Origin of the sequence: Xylophilus rhododendri, from assembly GCF_009906855.1 — a bacterium.
In the GTDB taxonomy this organism is placed as follows: domain Bacteria; phylum Pseudomonadota; class Gammaproteobacteria; order Burkholderiales; family Burkholderiaceae_C; genus Xylophilus; species Xylophilus rhododendri.
In genome coordinates this window covers 767,354-780,434 of the sequence record NZ_CP047650.1, presented here as the reverse complement: position 1 = coordinate 780,434, position 13,081 = coordinate 767,354, and the positions used below count along the sequence as shown (strand labels likewise).

The 13,081-nt window shown below is 70.4% G+C and carries 12 protein-coding genes; 8 read left to right on the top strand and 4 right to left on the bottom strand.

The annotated features are described in order from the left end of the window. Positions 1-46: 46 nt before the first annotated feature. Positions 47-1,309 (top strand): 3-deoxy-D-manno-octulosonic acid transferase, encoded by a 1,263-nt coding sequence (locus GT347_RS03705; protein WP_160555208.1) that lies wholly within the window; start codon positions 47-49, stop codon positions 1,307-1,309. Between the two features lie 13 nt (positions 1,310-1,322). Here GT347_RS03705 and GT347_RS03700 read toward each other — a convergent pair whose 3' ends face one another. Beyond that, a complete protein-coding gene (locus GT347_RS03700; protein WP_160550678.1) occupies positions 1,323-1,670 on the bottom strand; it encodes a rhodanese-like domain-containing protein in 348 nt (115 codons plus the stop codon). 17 nt (positions 1,671-1,687) lie between these two features. Next, positions 1,688-2,377, bottom strand: a complete 690-nt coding sequence (locus GT347_RS03695) for a protein-L-isoaspartate O-methyltransferase family protein (RefSeq protein ID WP_160550677.1) — start codon at positions 2,375-2,377, stop codon at positions 1,688-1,690. A 158-nt stretch (positions 2,378-2,535) separates the two neighbouring features. Here GT347_RS03695 and msrA point away from each other — a divergent pair, with 158 nt between their 5' ends. The 6 genes from msrA to GT347_RS03665 all read left to right on the top strand — a co-directional run bounded on the left by msrA (position 2,536) and on the right by GT347_RS03665 (position 11,260). After that, on the top strand, positions 2,536-3,081 hold the full coding sequence (msrA, locus tag GT347_RS03690; protein WP_160550676.1) for a peptide-methionine (S)-S-oxide reductase MsrA: 546 nt from the start codon (positions 2,536-2,538) through the stop codon (positions 3,079-3,081). Between the two features lie 762 nt (positions 3,082-3,843). Further along, positions 3,844-4,182: a hypothetical protein gene (locus tag GT347_RS03685; RefSeq protein WP_229722664.1), complete on the top strand. Its 339-nt coding sequence runs from the start codon at positions 3,844-3,846 to the stop codon at positions 4,180-4,182. A 114-nt stretch (positions 4,183-4,296) separates the two neighbouring features. Further along, positions 4,297-6,393 carry a TonB-dependent receptor gene (locus GT347_RS03680; RefSeq protein WP_160550674.1) on the top strand — a complete coding sequence of 699 codons (2,097 nt, stop codon included), beginning with the start codon at positions 4,297-4,299 and terminating at the stop codon, positions 6,391-6,393. 89 nt (positions 6,394-6,482) lie between these two features. Beyond that, entirely contained in the window at positions 6,483-9,311 is a 2,829-nt protein-coding gene (locus GT347_RS03675) for an SET domain-containing protein (RefSeq protein WP_160550673.1), read from the top strand. Between the two features lie 70 nt (positions 9,312-9,381). Further along, positions 9,382-10,332, top strand: coding sequence for an AEC family transporter (locus GT347_RS03670; protein WP_160550672.1), 951 nt, complete (start codon positions 9,382-9,384; stop codon positions 10,330-10,332). 121 nt (positions 10,333-10,453) lie between these two features. Continuing rightward, on the top strand, positions 10,454-11,260 hold the full coding sequence (locus tag GT347_RS03665; protein ID WP_160550671.1) for a hypothetical protein: 807 nt from the start codon (positions 10,454-10,456) through the stop codon (positions 11,258-11,260). 6 nt (positions 11,261-11,266) lie between these two features. On the opposite strand, the gene pdxH is transcribed toward GT347_RS03665, so the two are convergent. Next, on the bottom strand, positions 11,267-11,929 hold the full coding sequence (pdxH, locus tag GT347_RS03660) for a pyridoxamine 5'-phosphate oxidase (RefSeq protein ID WP_407704135.1): 663 nt from the start codon (positions 11,927-11,929) through the stop codon (positions 11,267-11,269). A gap of 14 nt (positions 11,930-11,943) precedes the next feature. Here pdxH and GT347_RS03655 point away from each other — a divergent pair, with 14 nt between their 5' ends. Then, a complete protein-coding gene (locus GT347_RS03655; protein WP_160550669.1) occupies positions 11,944-12,501 on the top strand; it encodes a nucleotidyltransferase family protein in 558 nt (185 codons plus the stop codon). On the opposite strand, the gene GT347_RS03650 is transcribed toward GT347_RS03655, so the two are convergent. Continuing rightward, positions 12,498-13,049: a superoxide dismutase family protein gene (locus GT347_RS03650; protein ID WP_160550668.1), complete on the bottom strand. Its 552-nt coding sequence runs from the start codon at positions 13,047-13,049 to the stop codon at positions 12,498-12,500. The genes GT347_RS03655 and GT347_RS03650 overlap by 4 nt on opposite strands. Between the last annotated feature and the right edge of the window lie 32 nt (positions 13,050-13,081).

The window sequence follows — 13,081 nt, the reverse complement described above, 5'->3', positions numbered from 1 at the left end:
CACGGTGCCTTTCGATCGCGCCCTGCGCGCGGTGTATTCGGCCGGCATGGCCGCTGCCCAGCCCCTGCTGCGGCGCAAGCTGCGGCGGCGCGGCGTGGCCGAGCCGGGTTACCTGGAAGCGGTGGAGGAGCGCTTCGGCCGTTATGTCGAAGCAGTCGCGCCGGCCAGCGGCCCGCGGGTCTGGATCCATGCGGTCTCGCTCGGCGAGACCCGCGCCGCCGGCGTGCTGATCGCCGCCCTGCGCGAACGCCTGCCCGGCGTGCAGCTGCTGCTGACCCACGGCACGGCCACCGGCCGCGCCGAGGGCTTGAAGTGGATGGTGCCGGGCGACCTGCAGGCCTGGCTGCCCTGGGACACCACGGGCGCGGTCGGGCGTTTCCTGACGCATTTCCGGCCCGACGCCGGTCTGCTGATGGAAACCGAGGTCTGGCCCAACCTGGCCGCCGGCTGCCGCGCCGCCGGCGTGCCGCTGGTGCTGGCCAATGCCCGGCTCAGCGATAAATCCCTGCAGAGCGCGCAGCGGCTCGGCCTGCTGGCGCGCCCGGCCTTCGCCGCGCTGGCGGCGGTATGGGCGCAGTCCGAGGCCGATGCGCAGCGCCTGCGTGAACTCGGCGCGCCGGTCAGCGCCGTCTTCGGCAACCTCAAGTTCGACATGGCTCCCAACCCGGTCCAGTTGGAAGCCGGCCGCCGCTGGCGTCGCGCATCCGGCCGCCCGGTGGTGCTGCTGGCCAGCAGCCGCGAGGGCGAGGAAGCCTTGTGGCTGGAGGCCGTGCGCGCCTATCCGCCGATCGGGCCGGCGGTGCAGTGGCTGATCGTGCCGCGCCATCCGCAGCGCTTCGACGAAGTCGCCCGGCTGCTGCAGGACGGCGGCCTGCAGGTCTCGCGCCGCAGCGCCTGGAATGATGTGGGGCCTGACGACGCGCCGCCGCCCTGCGATGTCTGGCTGGGCGATTCCCTGGGCGAGATGGCGCTCTACTACAGCCTGGCCGATGCCGCGCTGCTGGGCGGCAGCTTCGGCATGACTGGCGGCCAGAACCTGATCGAGGCGGCCGCCTGCGGCTGTCCGGTGGTGATGGGCCCGTCCACCTACAACTTCGCCGAGGCCTCAGCCCTGGCCGAAGCAGCCGCCGCTGCGATCCGGGTGGCCGACATGGGCCAGGGTGTGCAGATGGCCTCGGCGCTGGTGGCCGAGCCGGCGCGGCTGGGCATTACCCGCGGCGCGGCGCTGTCCTTTGCCGGCGCCCACCGCGGCGCGGCGGCCCGTACCGCCGATGCGCTGTGCGCGCTGCTGGTGGCCAAAGCCGGCTGAAGAAAGCTTCTTCTCAGTAGAGCGGCACGGCGCTGTCGCGCTCGCGCGCCCAGGCATCGATGCCGCCGGCCACGTTGCTCACGGCGGAAAAGCCGTTGCCCGCCAGGAACATCGCCACCCGCTGGCTGCGTGCGCCGTGGTGGCACAGGCAGGCCACCGGCACGTCGGGGTCCAGCTCGGCCAGGCGTGCCGGGATGTCGTTCATCGGAATGCCCACCAGGCGCCAGCCGGCCGCTGGCTGCACGCTGGCGGTCTGCAGCTCCCAGGGTTCACGCACATCGAGCAGGACGGGGATCTCCCCGCCATGCTGTGCGACCCAGTCGTCGAAATCGGCCGGGCGGAGCTGGGCGATGCTGTGCATGGAATGACCGTCCTGGCTCAGAAATGGAAACGCGAATGCTCGGCGAAACCGGAGAGGCGCTGGGCCACGGTGTCCCAGGGCTCGGCGGTGTCGAAGCTGGCTTCGCCGGTGCGGGTGATGATGTGGGTGCGCATCATCGGCAGCTCGCCGACGATGGCGCCGAGCCGGCCGCCCACCTTCAGCTGGGCCAGCAGCGCCGCCGGCACCTGGGCCACCGAGCCGCTGAGCACGATCACGTCGAAAGGTCCGCCGTCCACCGGCAGCTTGGAGCCGTCGGCCACCCGCACCTCGGCGTTGGCGATGCCGGCACGCTGCAGGTTCTCGCGGGCGAATTCGGCGAGCGCCGGATCGATCTCCAGGCTCAGCACCTTCTTGGCGCGGCTGGCCAGCAGCGCGGCCATGTAGCCGGAGCCGGTGCCGATCTCCAGCACCGAGTCGCCCGGCTGGATGCGCAGGTCCTGCAGGGTGCGGGCCTCGACGCGCGGGGCCAGCATGTTCTGGCCGCCGGGCAGCGGCAGTTCCAGGTCCATGAAGGCCAGGCTGCGGTGGGCCAGGGGCACGAAGTCTTCCCGGCGCAGCACGGCCAGCAGGTCGAGCACGTCGTTGTCGGACACGTCCCAGGGCCGGATCTGCTGCTCGATCATGTTGAATCGGGCCTGGTCTTGCGAGCTGGCGTGGGTGATGGGCGTATTGAGCGGGAGGGACATCGTGGCGTTCTCGGCGGGTCGCGCAGTGCGTGAAGCCCGCGATTTTAGGGCAGGGCCGTGACCCGCGTACCAAAGCTCACCGATGGGGGCTTGCGCCATGGCATGCTGGCCCCAAGTCCGGTGCTCAGGCTCCATCAAAAAAAGGCAGGATTCATTTCATGGCAAATCCCGAAACCATCGTGCTCGGCGGCGGCTGCTTCTGGTGCACCGAAGCGGTCTTTCTCGAAGTGGCCGGCGTCGTCGCGGTCGAGAGCGGCTATTCCAACGGCAAGAACCCGCGGCAGCCCAGCTACGAGGATGTCTGTACCGGGCAGACCGGGTATGCCGAGGTGGTGCGGCTGGAGTTCGATCCTGAGCTCATCTCGCTGCGGGAGATTTTCGAGATCTTCTTCGTGATCCACGATCCGACCACGCTTAACCGGCAGGGGAACGATACCGGTACGCAGTACCGCAGCGGCATTTACTACCGTGACGAGGCGCAGAAGGCTGTTGCCGATGCCGTGATCGCCGAGATGGTTTCGAGTGGGGTCTACCGTGGGAGTCCTGTCGTCACCGAGGTGCTGCCGCTGGCGGATTACTGGCCTGCGGAGGCTTATCACCAGAACTACTTTGCCAACCATCCCGGTCAAGGGTACTGCGCCATGGTTGTTAGTCCCAAGGTGCAGAAGTTTCGCAAGACGTTTGCTCGGCATGTGAAGTCTTGACTTGTTCTTCTCCTTGGCGGAGGGCGGGGCTGGGGCTGCGCGCCCCAGACCGCGCTCACTTTCTTTGCTTCGCCAAAGAAAGTAAGCAAAGAAAGGCGACCCGGCTGCGGGAGTCCCCCTCCTGCGGAGGGGGCACGCTGCGGTGCTCGCAAAAGCGGGGTCCACGACAACTCGCTTCGCTCAAACAGGTCGTGGCCCTGATCCGCTTTTGCTGCGCTCCTCGCTCACCCGCAGACGGGACCCGGATGCGGGGACAGCGGCTGCTTCGCAGCGCAACGGGCCATCGCTGCGCTCGGCCTGTGGCTGATGAATACCCGCCCCAGCTTGTGCGCCGCATTTCAGTGGAGGCCGAGCGCAGCGACGGCCCGTCGCCCTGCGAAGCAGTGGCTGTCCCCGCTCCCGGGTCCCGTGAGCCCGAGAGCGAGGAACGGAGCAAAGGCGGATCAGGGCCACGACCTGTTTGAGCGAAGCGAGTTGTCGTGGACCCCGCCTTTGCGAGTACCGCAGCGGTGCCCGAAGGGCCTCGGGTGTCGGGTCGCCTTTCTTTGCTTACTTTCTTTGGCGAAGCAAAGAAAGTGAGCGCGGTCTGGAGCGCGCAGCCCCAGCCCCGCCCTCCGCAGGAGTAACCACCCCCTCCAGGACCCCCCGTCAAGAAGCGTCACAAATATCGGCGAGAATCGGCGGCTCCCCGCCACCATGACCAAGTCACAAAGCCTCAGCCCCCCCAGGACGCCCCCCGCGTCCCGGCTGGCCGCGTGGGCGATGGCACTCCTGCTGGCAGCCCTGTTCGCCTCCCCCTGGCTGGGCGCAGTGCACTCGGTCTTCCACGCCCGCCCGCAGGTGGTTTCGGCAGCAGCGGCAACGGAGCCAGCGGCCGATGCCGCAGCCCCCTCGGCACTGCGCCGCCTCTTCGGCGACCACAGCCACAGCGGCGACTGCCGCCTCTACGACCAGCTCTCCCACGCCGACGGCCTGCAATCGCTGCCGGCCCTCCCGCCGGTATTGCTGCCCCCCGCAGCCACGCTGGCCTGGCACGCAGGCGAATGCCTGCGCCGCTGGGCCACGCTGTTCGACGCCCGCGGGCCGCCTCCACTCGCCTGAAGTCCGGCGCTTCCCGACAAGCGCCGTCCCCCTCCGGTGCCGGTTTCCTCATGGCACCGGGCCGTCTGCCGCGTCCGCCATCCGGCCGGCTTCGATTTCAGCGAGTGTCTTTCCATGTCCGTCTCCTTCCAGGCCAGCGCCGTGCGCGCCGCCGTGCTCTCCCTCATCTCCGTCTCTGCGCTGGCCCAGACCGCTCCCGCCACGGCTCCCACCGCTCCGGTCTCCACGCTGCGCGAAGTCACCGTCACCGGCAACCCGCTGGGCTCCGACGCCATGGTGCAGCCGGTCGAGCAGCTCTCGGGCGACGCCCTGGTGCTGCGCCAGAAGCCCACCCTGGGCGAGACGCTCGACGGCCTGCCCGGCGTCTCCAGCACCTATTTCGGCCCCAATGCCAGCCGGCCCATCATCCGCGGCCAGGACGGCGACCGCATCCGCGTGCTGCAGAACGGCGGCTCTTCCGTCGATGCCTCCTCGCTGAGCTTCGACCACGCGGTGCCGATCGAGCCGATGCTGATCGACCGTGTCGAGGTGCTGCGCGGCCCGGCGGCGCTGCTCTACGGCGGCAGCGCGGTGGGCGGCGTGGTCAACGTGATCGACAACCGCATCCCGCGCGAACCCCTGTCCGGCATCGACGGCAAGGCGCAACTCGACGGCGCCACCGGCAACCGCGCGGCCGGCGGCAGCGCGATGGTGGAGGGCGGCAACGAACGCTTCGCCCTGCATGTGGATGCCTTCGACCGCCACACCGGCAATGTGCGGGTGCCGGTGGCGCTGGACTGCGAGAAACCCAGCAACCTCGGCCTGTCGCGCCGCATCTGCAACTCGGAAAGCCAGAGCCACGGCGGCGCGGTCGGCGGCACCATGTTCTTCGACCGCGGCTATCTGGGCGCCTCGGTCAGCACCTACCGCAGCCGCTACGGCACGGTGGCCGAAGACGATGTGACCATCGGCATGCGTTCGGACCGCTACGCGCTCGAAGGCGAGTACCGCATCAACGCGCTGGGCCTGGAAAGCATCAAGATGCAGGCCAGCCACACCGATTACGAGCACACCGAATACGAAGGCGGCGAGCCCGGCACCACCTTCCGCAACCGCGGCAACGAGCTGCGCCTGGAAGCGCGCCACCTGCCCATCGGCCGGCTCCAGGGCCTGATCGGCCTGCAGGTCGAATCGAACAGCTTCTCGGCCGTGGGCGACGAGGCCTTCGCGCCCTACAGCCGCACCCACAACACCGCGCTCTTCATCCATGAGGAGCTGCCGATGTCCTGGGGCAAGCTCAACTTCGGCGCGCGCACCGAGCATGTGGAGGTGGAGTCCTTCGGCAATCCCTCGATCGACCGTTTCGCATCCGGCAAGTACAGCTTCAACCCGCACAGCGCGGCGGCCGGCGCTTTGGTCAACCTCACGCCGACCTGGGCGCTGACCTCCAACCTGGCCTATACCGAACGCGCACCCAAGGACTACGAACTCTTCGCCAACGGCCCCCACCTGGCCACGGCCGCCTGGGAGACCGGCGACACCTCGCTGCAGGTGGAGAAATCCACCAGCCTGGACCTGGGCGCCGAATGGAAGAGCGGCCCGAACCGCTTCAAGGCGACGGCCTATGTCAGCAACTTCAGCAACTACATCGGCCTGGCCCGTACCGACGATGTGCTGAGCGCGGACGGCGAGCGCAACCCCACGGACGCGAGCATCGAGACCTTCCCCGAGTACCGCTACAGCTCCATGCGCGCACGCTTCTACGGCATCGAGTCCAGCGGCACGGTGCGCCTGGCCGGCGAGCAGGGCCTGACCGGCCCGCTGGCTGGCGGCACGCTCGACCTGCAGCTGCGCGCCGACCTGACCCGTGCCGAGAACCGCGACACCGGCGAGCCGCTGCCGCGCATCGCGCCGGCACGCCTGGGTGCGACCCTGGCCTGGGCACAGGGCCCGTGGCGCCTGTCCGGCGGCTTCGACCACCTGGCCTCGCAGGACCGGGTGCCCGAAGGTGACCGCGCCGTGCCCTCGTACACCCTGTGGAACGCCGCCCTGGGCTGGCGCACCCAGGCGCAGTTCGGTGCCCTCAAGACCAATCTGCTGTGGTTCGCCCGCCTGGACAACATCACCGACAAGCTGGCCTACAGCGCCACCTCGATCCTGACCACCACCGCCTATCCCAAGGCGCCGCTGCCGGGCCGCAGCCTGCGGGTGGGTGTGCAGGCGAGCTTCTAAGCAAGGCGCGCCGGCCGTCGTGTTCGGCGGCCGGCAGGCGCTTTCGGATCGGCCATGGCGGGCGCGGCGCCGGGCGGCGACAACCTCGCATGCCCCTGGAAAGCGCCGGCTTGCCGCCCTACATCCCCCAACAGATCCGCATCTCGACCGAGGAGCCGCGCGGGTCGCCCGATCCCAGCAGCGATGGCGCCGCGGACACCCCGCCCGTGGCCAGCCCGCCGGCCCCTGCGCTGCCGCAGCCGGCGGGCCAGGAGCAGCCCGCCGCGGCCGATCCGGCCTTCACGGCGCCCGCATCCGGCAGCCCCACGCCCACGCCGGAAGATGCACAGCCGCGCAAGCAGGCGGCGGGCCTGGCCCGCTACATCCAGCATTGCGCGCTGGCCCAGATCAAACGCATGGGTGCGGTCGACCGCGAGACCATCCGGCGCAAGAGCAGCCCCGCCTTGCTGGCCCGCTTGCTCGGCCTCGAGAACCGCCCGGCCCGGCTGAGCCTGATCGACAAGGCCAAGATCTGTTTGCGCGAGGACGTCGACCAGTTGCCCGCCGTGCCGGACCTGCCTGTGGAGGAACTCGACACCTTGCCTGCCGATGAGCGCCTGATCTGGGAGGGCGTGCGCGACGTGCTGGCCTTCGTGCTGCAAGGGCCGGTCGAGAAGATCTTCGCCCTGGGCCGGCGCATCGAGGCCCGGCTGCCGCTCAACACGCCGCGCGCGCTGCGGGCGGCCGAGGCCGCCGCCGCGCGCAGCGCCGCCGACGGCGTGCGCGACCAGTTCCTGGCCCTGCTGCTCACCGTCGATGCGCAGTACCTGGAGGACCTGCGGCTGATGGCCTTCCGGCTCGGCAGCTGGCATGCCGTCTCGATGGCCTGGGAGCTGTCCCTGGCCGACGATGCCAGTTCGATGCTGGAGCGCTACATGCTCGGCTCGGCGCGGTTTCGTGCCGACTGCATGGCGCGGGCCAGGGCGGTGCTGGCCCGTCGGGCGCGCGACGAAGCGCTGGCGCAGGCCGACGAGGCCGCGCTGGCGCGGCTGATCCGCCTGCTGGCGGCGCTGAAGGCGGGCGAGGGCCAGGCGAGCCGCCGCGAGAGCGAACAGGCGCAGGCACTCGATGCCTTCCTGGAGGCTTCGTCCGATTTCAGCGTGGCGGACCTGCGCGCCTGCGTGGTCCAGGCCGGTGGCATCGATCCGTTCTGCCGTGTGATGCGCCTGTGCACCGGCAATCCGCTGGTACGGGAGATGGCGCACGCGGTGGACTGGCGCGGCCTGCTGCCGCGCCATGCCGCCGTGCTGGCGGCGCGATCGCAGCCGGGTGGCGGTTCGGCGCTGGTGGGCTCGCTGCGCGAACAGCTGGCGGTCCTGCTGCAGGCCGCGCGGCAGCAGAACACCGCCCAGGCCGATGCGGTGCCCAGCAAGCGGATCAAGCCCGATCCGGACAACGACGATGTCGAAGGCCTGGAAGTTCAGCGTTTCTCGCCCCATATCCGCGCCGCCACCGCATCGGGCGGCGACTGGCTCCAGGGCCTGGCGCTGGACCGGGCCGAATGGTCCGCGGCCGCCTGGGCGGATTTCGAGCGCCACTATCTCGAAGCCGCCGCGCTGCCGCGCCGCGCCCGGGAAACCCTGAAGTGCCGCCTGCAGGCCCAGGCACGGCGGCTGCTGTGCGAACCCGCGGCCGAATCGCCGGTGCCGGGCCGCTTCCAGTTCGTGACCACGCTCGACGATGGCCCCGAACGCGGCCAGGGCGTGGTGAGCCTGCAGGCGCTGGAAGCCTTCGAAGTCCTGTTCCTCTATGGCGGCACGGTGTGCGCCGACCGGGCCGAGGTCGATGCCTACCACCTGCGTTATCCGGGCTGCTGGCGTTATGCCCATTACGTGGGTTTGGCCGATGCCGACTGCGCGGAGCTGCCCGCCCGCGAGGCCACCTGCTTCGGCTATCCCGAGGGCAATATCGCCGCCAGCCTCAATGCCCGGCGGCTGCGCGGCACGCCGCGGGAACTGCGCCAGGCGGCCAATGTGGCGGCGCTGCTGCTGCGTGTGCCGGGCCTGCCTTTCGGCCTGCCGGTGATTGTGACGGTGCGGGCGATCCGGCCGGGGCGGGAGCTGTTCCTGGACTATGGCGTGCAGTTCTGCCATTTCGTCTCGGATTCGCTGCGGCCGCTGCCGGCCTGGCCGCGGGTCAAGCAGGAGGGCGGACAACGGCCGGCCGGCACGCTGGAGCAGTTCCTGTCGGCGCTGGATGCGCTGCCGCCGCCATCGGGCGATGCACCGGCGAGCTGGCAGCCGCAGGCCGGCCGCCCGCCGAGCATCGACTGGCGTGCCTGGCTGGAGCGCTCCGGCTACCAGCTGCGCCAGCTGCCGGCCGAGGGCGATGCCTGCCTGCTGGCCCTGTCCGGCGGCCTTCTCGATGCCGGGCAGCTGCAGCAGCTGCGCCACGATCTCGCCGACGCCACGGCCCGCCAGACCGACACCCCCGCGTCCGGCCGGCGCCTGGCCCGCGCCATGGTCGAGGCGCTGAACCGCAGCTGGCCGGAAAGGCCGCTGCCGCCGCAAGCTCTGCGCGCCAGCCTGGGCCACGCGGCCTATGCCGAACTGCAGCGGGTGCCCGGCGTCTGGGGCGGCAACATCGAGATCCAGGCCTGGTGCCAGCTGGAGGACGAGCGCAAACAAGCCCGCATCCCGCAGGGCCGGCGCGGCGCGGCGCCGCCGACGCAGGTGGCGCTGATCGATGCGGGCGGCGTGTTGCGGGTGCTGACGGCCGGCGACCAGGAGGTCATCGACCTGCGCCGGCTGCCCGAGCGCGAAGGGCTGCTGCTGGTGGATGCCCGGCTGTCGAAATCGGACGTGGCGCTGCTGCGCGAGGACGACCGCTACAGCGAGATCCTGCAGGGCGACCAGGCGGCGGCCGCGTGGCGCAGATAGCCGGCGCTAGGGGTAAACCCGGGCGGTGCGCTACAGTGCCTGCCTTTGGTCCTGCCCATCCCCGCCCTTCGTGTTCCAAGCCGTCTTTTCCGCACTCGTCCCGGTCGTTCTCTTCATCCTGGTGGGCTATGTCTGCGGCATCCGCGGCTGGATCCGGGCCAGCGCGATCCCCGACCTGTCGAACCTCACCTTCCTGGTGCTGACGCCGGCGCTGCTCTTTCGCACCATGAGTTCGGTGCATGTGGACCAGCTGGACTTCCGGCCCATCGGCATCTATTTCGCGGTGGTCTTCTGCGTGTTCTGCGCCGTGAGCCTGTCGCGCGGCGGCTTCGGGCGGCACGGCATCGTGCTGGCGCTGGCCGGCACCTTCAGCAACACCACCATGATCGGCGTGCCGCTGGTCGGCCTGGCCTTCGGGCAGGCGGGCCTGGTGGTGCTGTTCACCCTGATCTCGGTGCATGCCTTCGTGCTGCTGACCTGCGCCACCATCCTGCTGGAGCTGGCGGTGGCCCGGGAAGACGCCGCCGCCGGCCGCAGCGGCCAGCACCACATGGCGGCCACGGTGCTGCGGGCGGTGCGCAAGGGCATCCTGCATCCGGTGCCGCTGCCCATCGTACTGGGCCTGCTCTATGCGCTGACCGGCCTGCCGCTGCCCAAGGTGATCGACCAGGGCCTGTTGATCCTGGGCGGCGCCCAGGTGCCGGTGGCGCTGGTGCTGGTGGGCGTCACGCTGGCCTTCTCGCGGGTCGGCCACCAGCTGCGCGGTGCGCTGGCGCTGAGCTCGGTGAAGATCGTGCTCCACCCGCTGGGCATGCTGCTGGTGGGCAAGCTGCTGGGCCTGTCGGGCGTGACGCTGCAGGTGATGGTGGTGACGGCCGCGCTGCCGATCGGCGCCAATGTCTTTCTGTTCTCGCAGCGCTACCGCACGGCCGAGGATGTGGTGACGGCGAGTGTGGCGGTGTCCACCGTGCTGGCGCTGGTCACCCTGCCGCTGATGCTGCTGGCGGTCGTCGGGCTGTAGCGGTCGGGGCGCCGCGCCGCCGGCTTTCGTGCGCAGTGTCCGGGCCTTCGGAGCCTGCGGGGCACGGCGGCATCGCGTCTCCAGAATCGTTCGCTTTCCTTGATCCGAGAAAGCGATCGCCATGAATGTCTTGCAGTCCACCGCCGCCAACGCTGCTTATTCCAGCTTCGCCCCGTCAGGCGCTCAGTCAACCGTCCTGCCGGACCCGCCCCAGGCCGGGCGGCGCGTCGCCTGGGGCGATCCGCGTGTGGTGGGCACCTATGCGAAGGCCGAGGAAACCTTGGCCGCGCTCCTGGCACTGGGCCCTGTCGATCCTGACTGGGGCGGCGACAAAACGGCTGACCTCTCCGGCGACGAGAAACATCCGCAGAGCACGCCTGGCGCCGTGCGGACCCGGCGTTTGCCGCGTGCTGCTGCCATGCGCTGGCCGGTCGATCCGCGGGCGGCCCAGAGCTGGTCGGTCGATCTGCGCAAGGACCTGCGGCCCAGTGCGCCGGCAGGCCACATGACGGTGGGCGCGACGCTGGAGCGGATCGGCGTCATCCTCTTTGACATCTCGCAGGGCGGCCCGCAGCTGGGCATGGCCCGCATGCTGAAGGACGAAGCCGTGCGGGCGCTGGGCGGCATGGACAGCCGGCTCGGCCGCGAGTTCGCGCGGCGCTACAACCGCATCGCGGACTATGTGCAATTGGCACGCATCACGCAGCTGCTTGTCCGCACCCAGCATGCGAAGCGCTATGCCTACGTCGTTCACGAGGAGCTTGCCAAAAAACTGCCCGGCGCATTCCGCGCGATGGCGGCTGGCAACCGTCCGGACGAGGACATCCTGGTGTGGCTGAACGAGCGCGTGAAGTGCCGCATCGACTGGATTCGCAACCGCTGGGCACCGGAATGGCTTTACTTCCTGCACAAGACCTTCGCCTGCTGAGCGCCCTCAGGGCGCCAGCCGCTCGCGTTGCCAGGCGCCGCCTTGCTGCCGGTAGTGCAGGCGGTCGTGCAGCCGGCTCTTCCTGCCCTGCCAGAACTCCCAGCCATCCGGCACCAGGCGGAAACCGCCCCAGTGCGGCGGGCGCGGCGGGTTCAGCAGGTAACGCGCACTGGTCTTGGCGGCATTGGCCACCAGCACGGCGCGGCTGGAGATCACCTGGCTCTGCGGGCTGGCCCAGGCGCCGATGCGCGAGTCCAGCGGGCGGCTTGCGAAATAGGCATCGCTCTCCTCGGCGGAGGTGCGCTCGATGCGGCCCTCGATACGCACCACCCGTTCCAGCTCCACCCAGTGGAACTGCAGCGCTGCGTAAGGATTGCCGGCCAGCTCCTGGCCCTTCCTGCTGTCGTAGTTGGTGAAGAAGACGATGCCGCGGGCGTCGTAGCCCTTGATCAGCACGATGCGGGTGCTGGGCCGCAGGTCGCCGCCGACGGTGGCGAGTGTCATCGCGTTGGGCTCGGGCACCTGGGCGGCCAGGGCTTCATTGAGCCACCGGTCGAACTGCTGGAGGGGATCGGCGTCGGAGTCCTGTTCGCCGAGCTCGGCTTTCTCGTAGCTCTTGCGCAGGTCGGCGATGGCGGGGTTCAGGGGCGTGTCGGGCATGGTCGGCATGATACTTTTGTCGCATGGAACCCATCATCCTCATCCTGGCCTCGGGCCAGGGCCGCCGTTTTCGGGCGGCCGGCGGCGCCACGCACAAGCTGCAGGCCGATCTCGGCGGCCGGGAGGTGCTGGCGCGGACCCTGGACGCGGCGCAGGCCAGCGGCCTAGCCTGGCATCTGGAGCGTGCTTCGCACCCGGGCATGGGCGATGCGCTGGCCGCCGCGGTGCGGGCCACCGCCGCGGCCGACGGCTGGCTGATCCTGCCGGCCGACATGCCGCTGGTGCTGCCGGCCACCATGCAACAAGTGGCCCGGGCCTTGGAGGAGGGCGCGCAGGCGGCCTTTCCGGTGGTTGATGGACGGCGCGGCCATCCGGTGGGTTTTGCCGCCGCTCAGCGCGAGCGGCTGATGGCGCTGTCGGGCGACGAGGGCGCCCGCTCCATCCTCGGCGAGCTGCGTGCCGCCGGCCTGGCAAGGGAGATCGCCAGCACGGACGCCGGCGCCCTGGAAGACATCGACACACCGCAAGACCTGCAGCGCGCCCAGGCCCTGTGGCGCGCCCGCCAGGCCCTGGATGCTTAGCGCTTGACGATCACCGCGCAGGCCAGCCGGCCGCCGGAATTGCCGGTGGGCTGGGTGACGAAGTCGTCGGGCATCGCATGCACGATCAGGCCGCGGCCGACCACGTCGGTCGGGCCGCTGCCCACCGTCACGCCGCGCAGCTCCACGCTGAAGGTGGCGGTGCCGGTGGCGTCCGCATGCAGGCTGGGCAGGTCGCCCGCATGCACGCCGGGCTCGCCCGCATGGCCGTGCACGCCGGCGTTGGGGTTGAAGTGGCCGCCGGCACTCATGCCGTCGCCGCTGCTGCAGTCGCCTTTTTCGTGGATGTGGAAGCCGTGCTCGGCATTGGGCTTCAGGCCCTTGATGGTGCCGTTGACCCGCACCATGGTGCCCAGCTGCACGAACTGCACATTGCCGGTGACGGCGTTGCCGGTGACGGCGTTGCCGGTGGTCGGCAGCAGGTCGGCCGATGCCGTGGGGCCCATGGCGGGCGTGGCGCAGCCGGCCAGGGTGAGCAGGGCGGCGGTGCCGAGGGCGGCCGACAGGCGGGAAGCGATGCGGAAGTTCATGGGGCGTTGGCTCCGGTTGTATCGGGATGGAC

What these genes read in the sequence shown, in the direction of transcription:
- GT347_RS03705 (WP_160555208.1), top strand. Translation starts at nt 47, where the DNA reads ATGGCCGCTGCCCAGCCCCTGCTGCGGCGCAAGCTGCGGCGGCGCGGC.
- GT347_RS03700 (WP_160550678.1), bottom strand. Translation starts at nt 1,670, where the DNA reads ATGCACAGCATCGCCCAGCTCCGCCCGGCCGATTTCGACGACTGGGTC.
- GT347_RS03695 (WP_160550677.1), bottom strand. Translation starts at nt 2,377, where the DNA reads ATGTCCCTCCCGCTCAATACGCCCATCACCCACGCCAGCTCGCAAGAC.
- msrA (WP_160550676.1), top strand. Translation starts at nt 2,536, where the DNA reads ATGGCAAATCCCGAAACCATCGTGCTCGGCGGCGGCTGCTTCTGGTGC.
- GT347_RS03685 (WP_229722664.1), top strand. Translation starts at nt 3,844, where the DNA reads ATGGCACTCCTGCTGGCAGCCCTGTTCGCCTCCCCCTGGCTGGGCGCA.
- GT347_RS03680 (WP_160550674.1), top strand. Translation starts at nt 4,297, where the DNA reads ATGTCCGTCTCCTTCCAGGCCAGCGCCGTGCGCGCCGCCGTGCTCTCC.
- GT347_RS03675 (WP_160550673.1), top strand. Translation starts at nt 6,483, where the DNA reads ATGCCCCTGGAAAGCGCCGGCTTGCCGCCCTACATCCCCCAACAGATC.
- GT347_RS03665 (WP_160550671.1), top strand. Translation starts at nt 10,454, where the DNA reads ATGAATGTCTTGCAGTCCACCGCCGCCAACGCTGCTTATTCCAGCTTC.
- pdxH (WP_407704135.1), bottom strand. Translation starts at nt 11,929, where the DNA reads ATGCCGACCATGCCCGACACGCCCCTGAACCCCGCCATCGCCGACCTG.
- GT347_RS03655 (WP_160550669.1), top strand. Translation starts at nt 11,944, where the DNA reads ATGGAACCCATCATCCTCATCCTGGCCTCGGGCCAGGGCCGCCGTTTT.
- GT347_RS03650 (WP_160550668.1), bottom strand. Translation starts at nt 13,049, where the DNA reads ATGAACTTCCGCATCGCTTCCCGCCTGTCGGCCGCCCTCGGCACCGCC.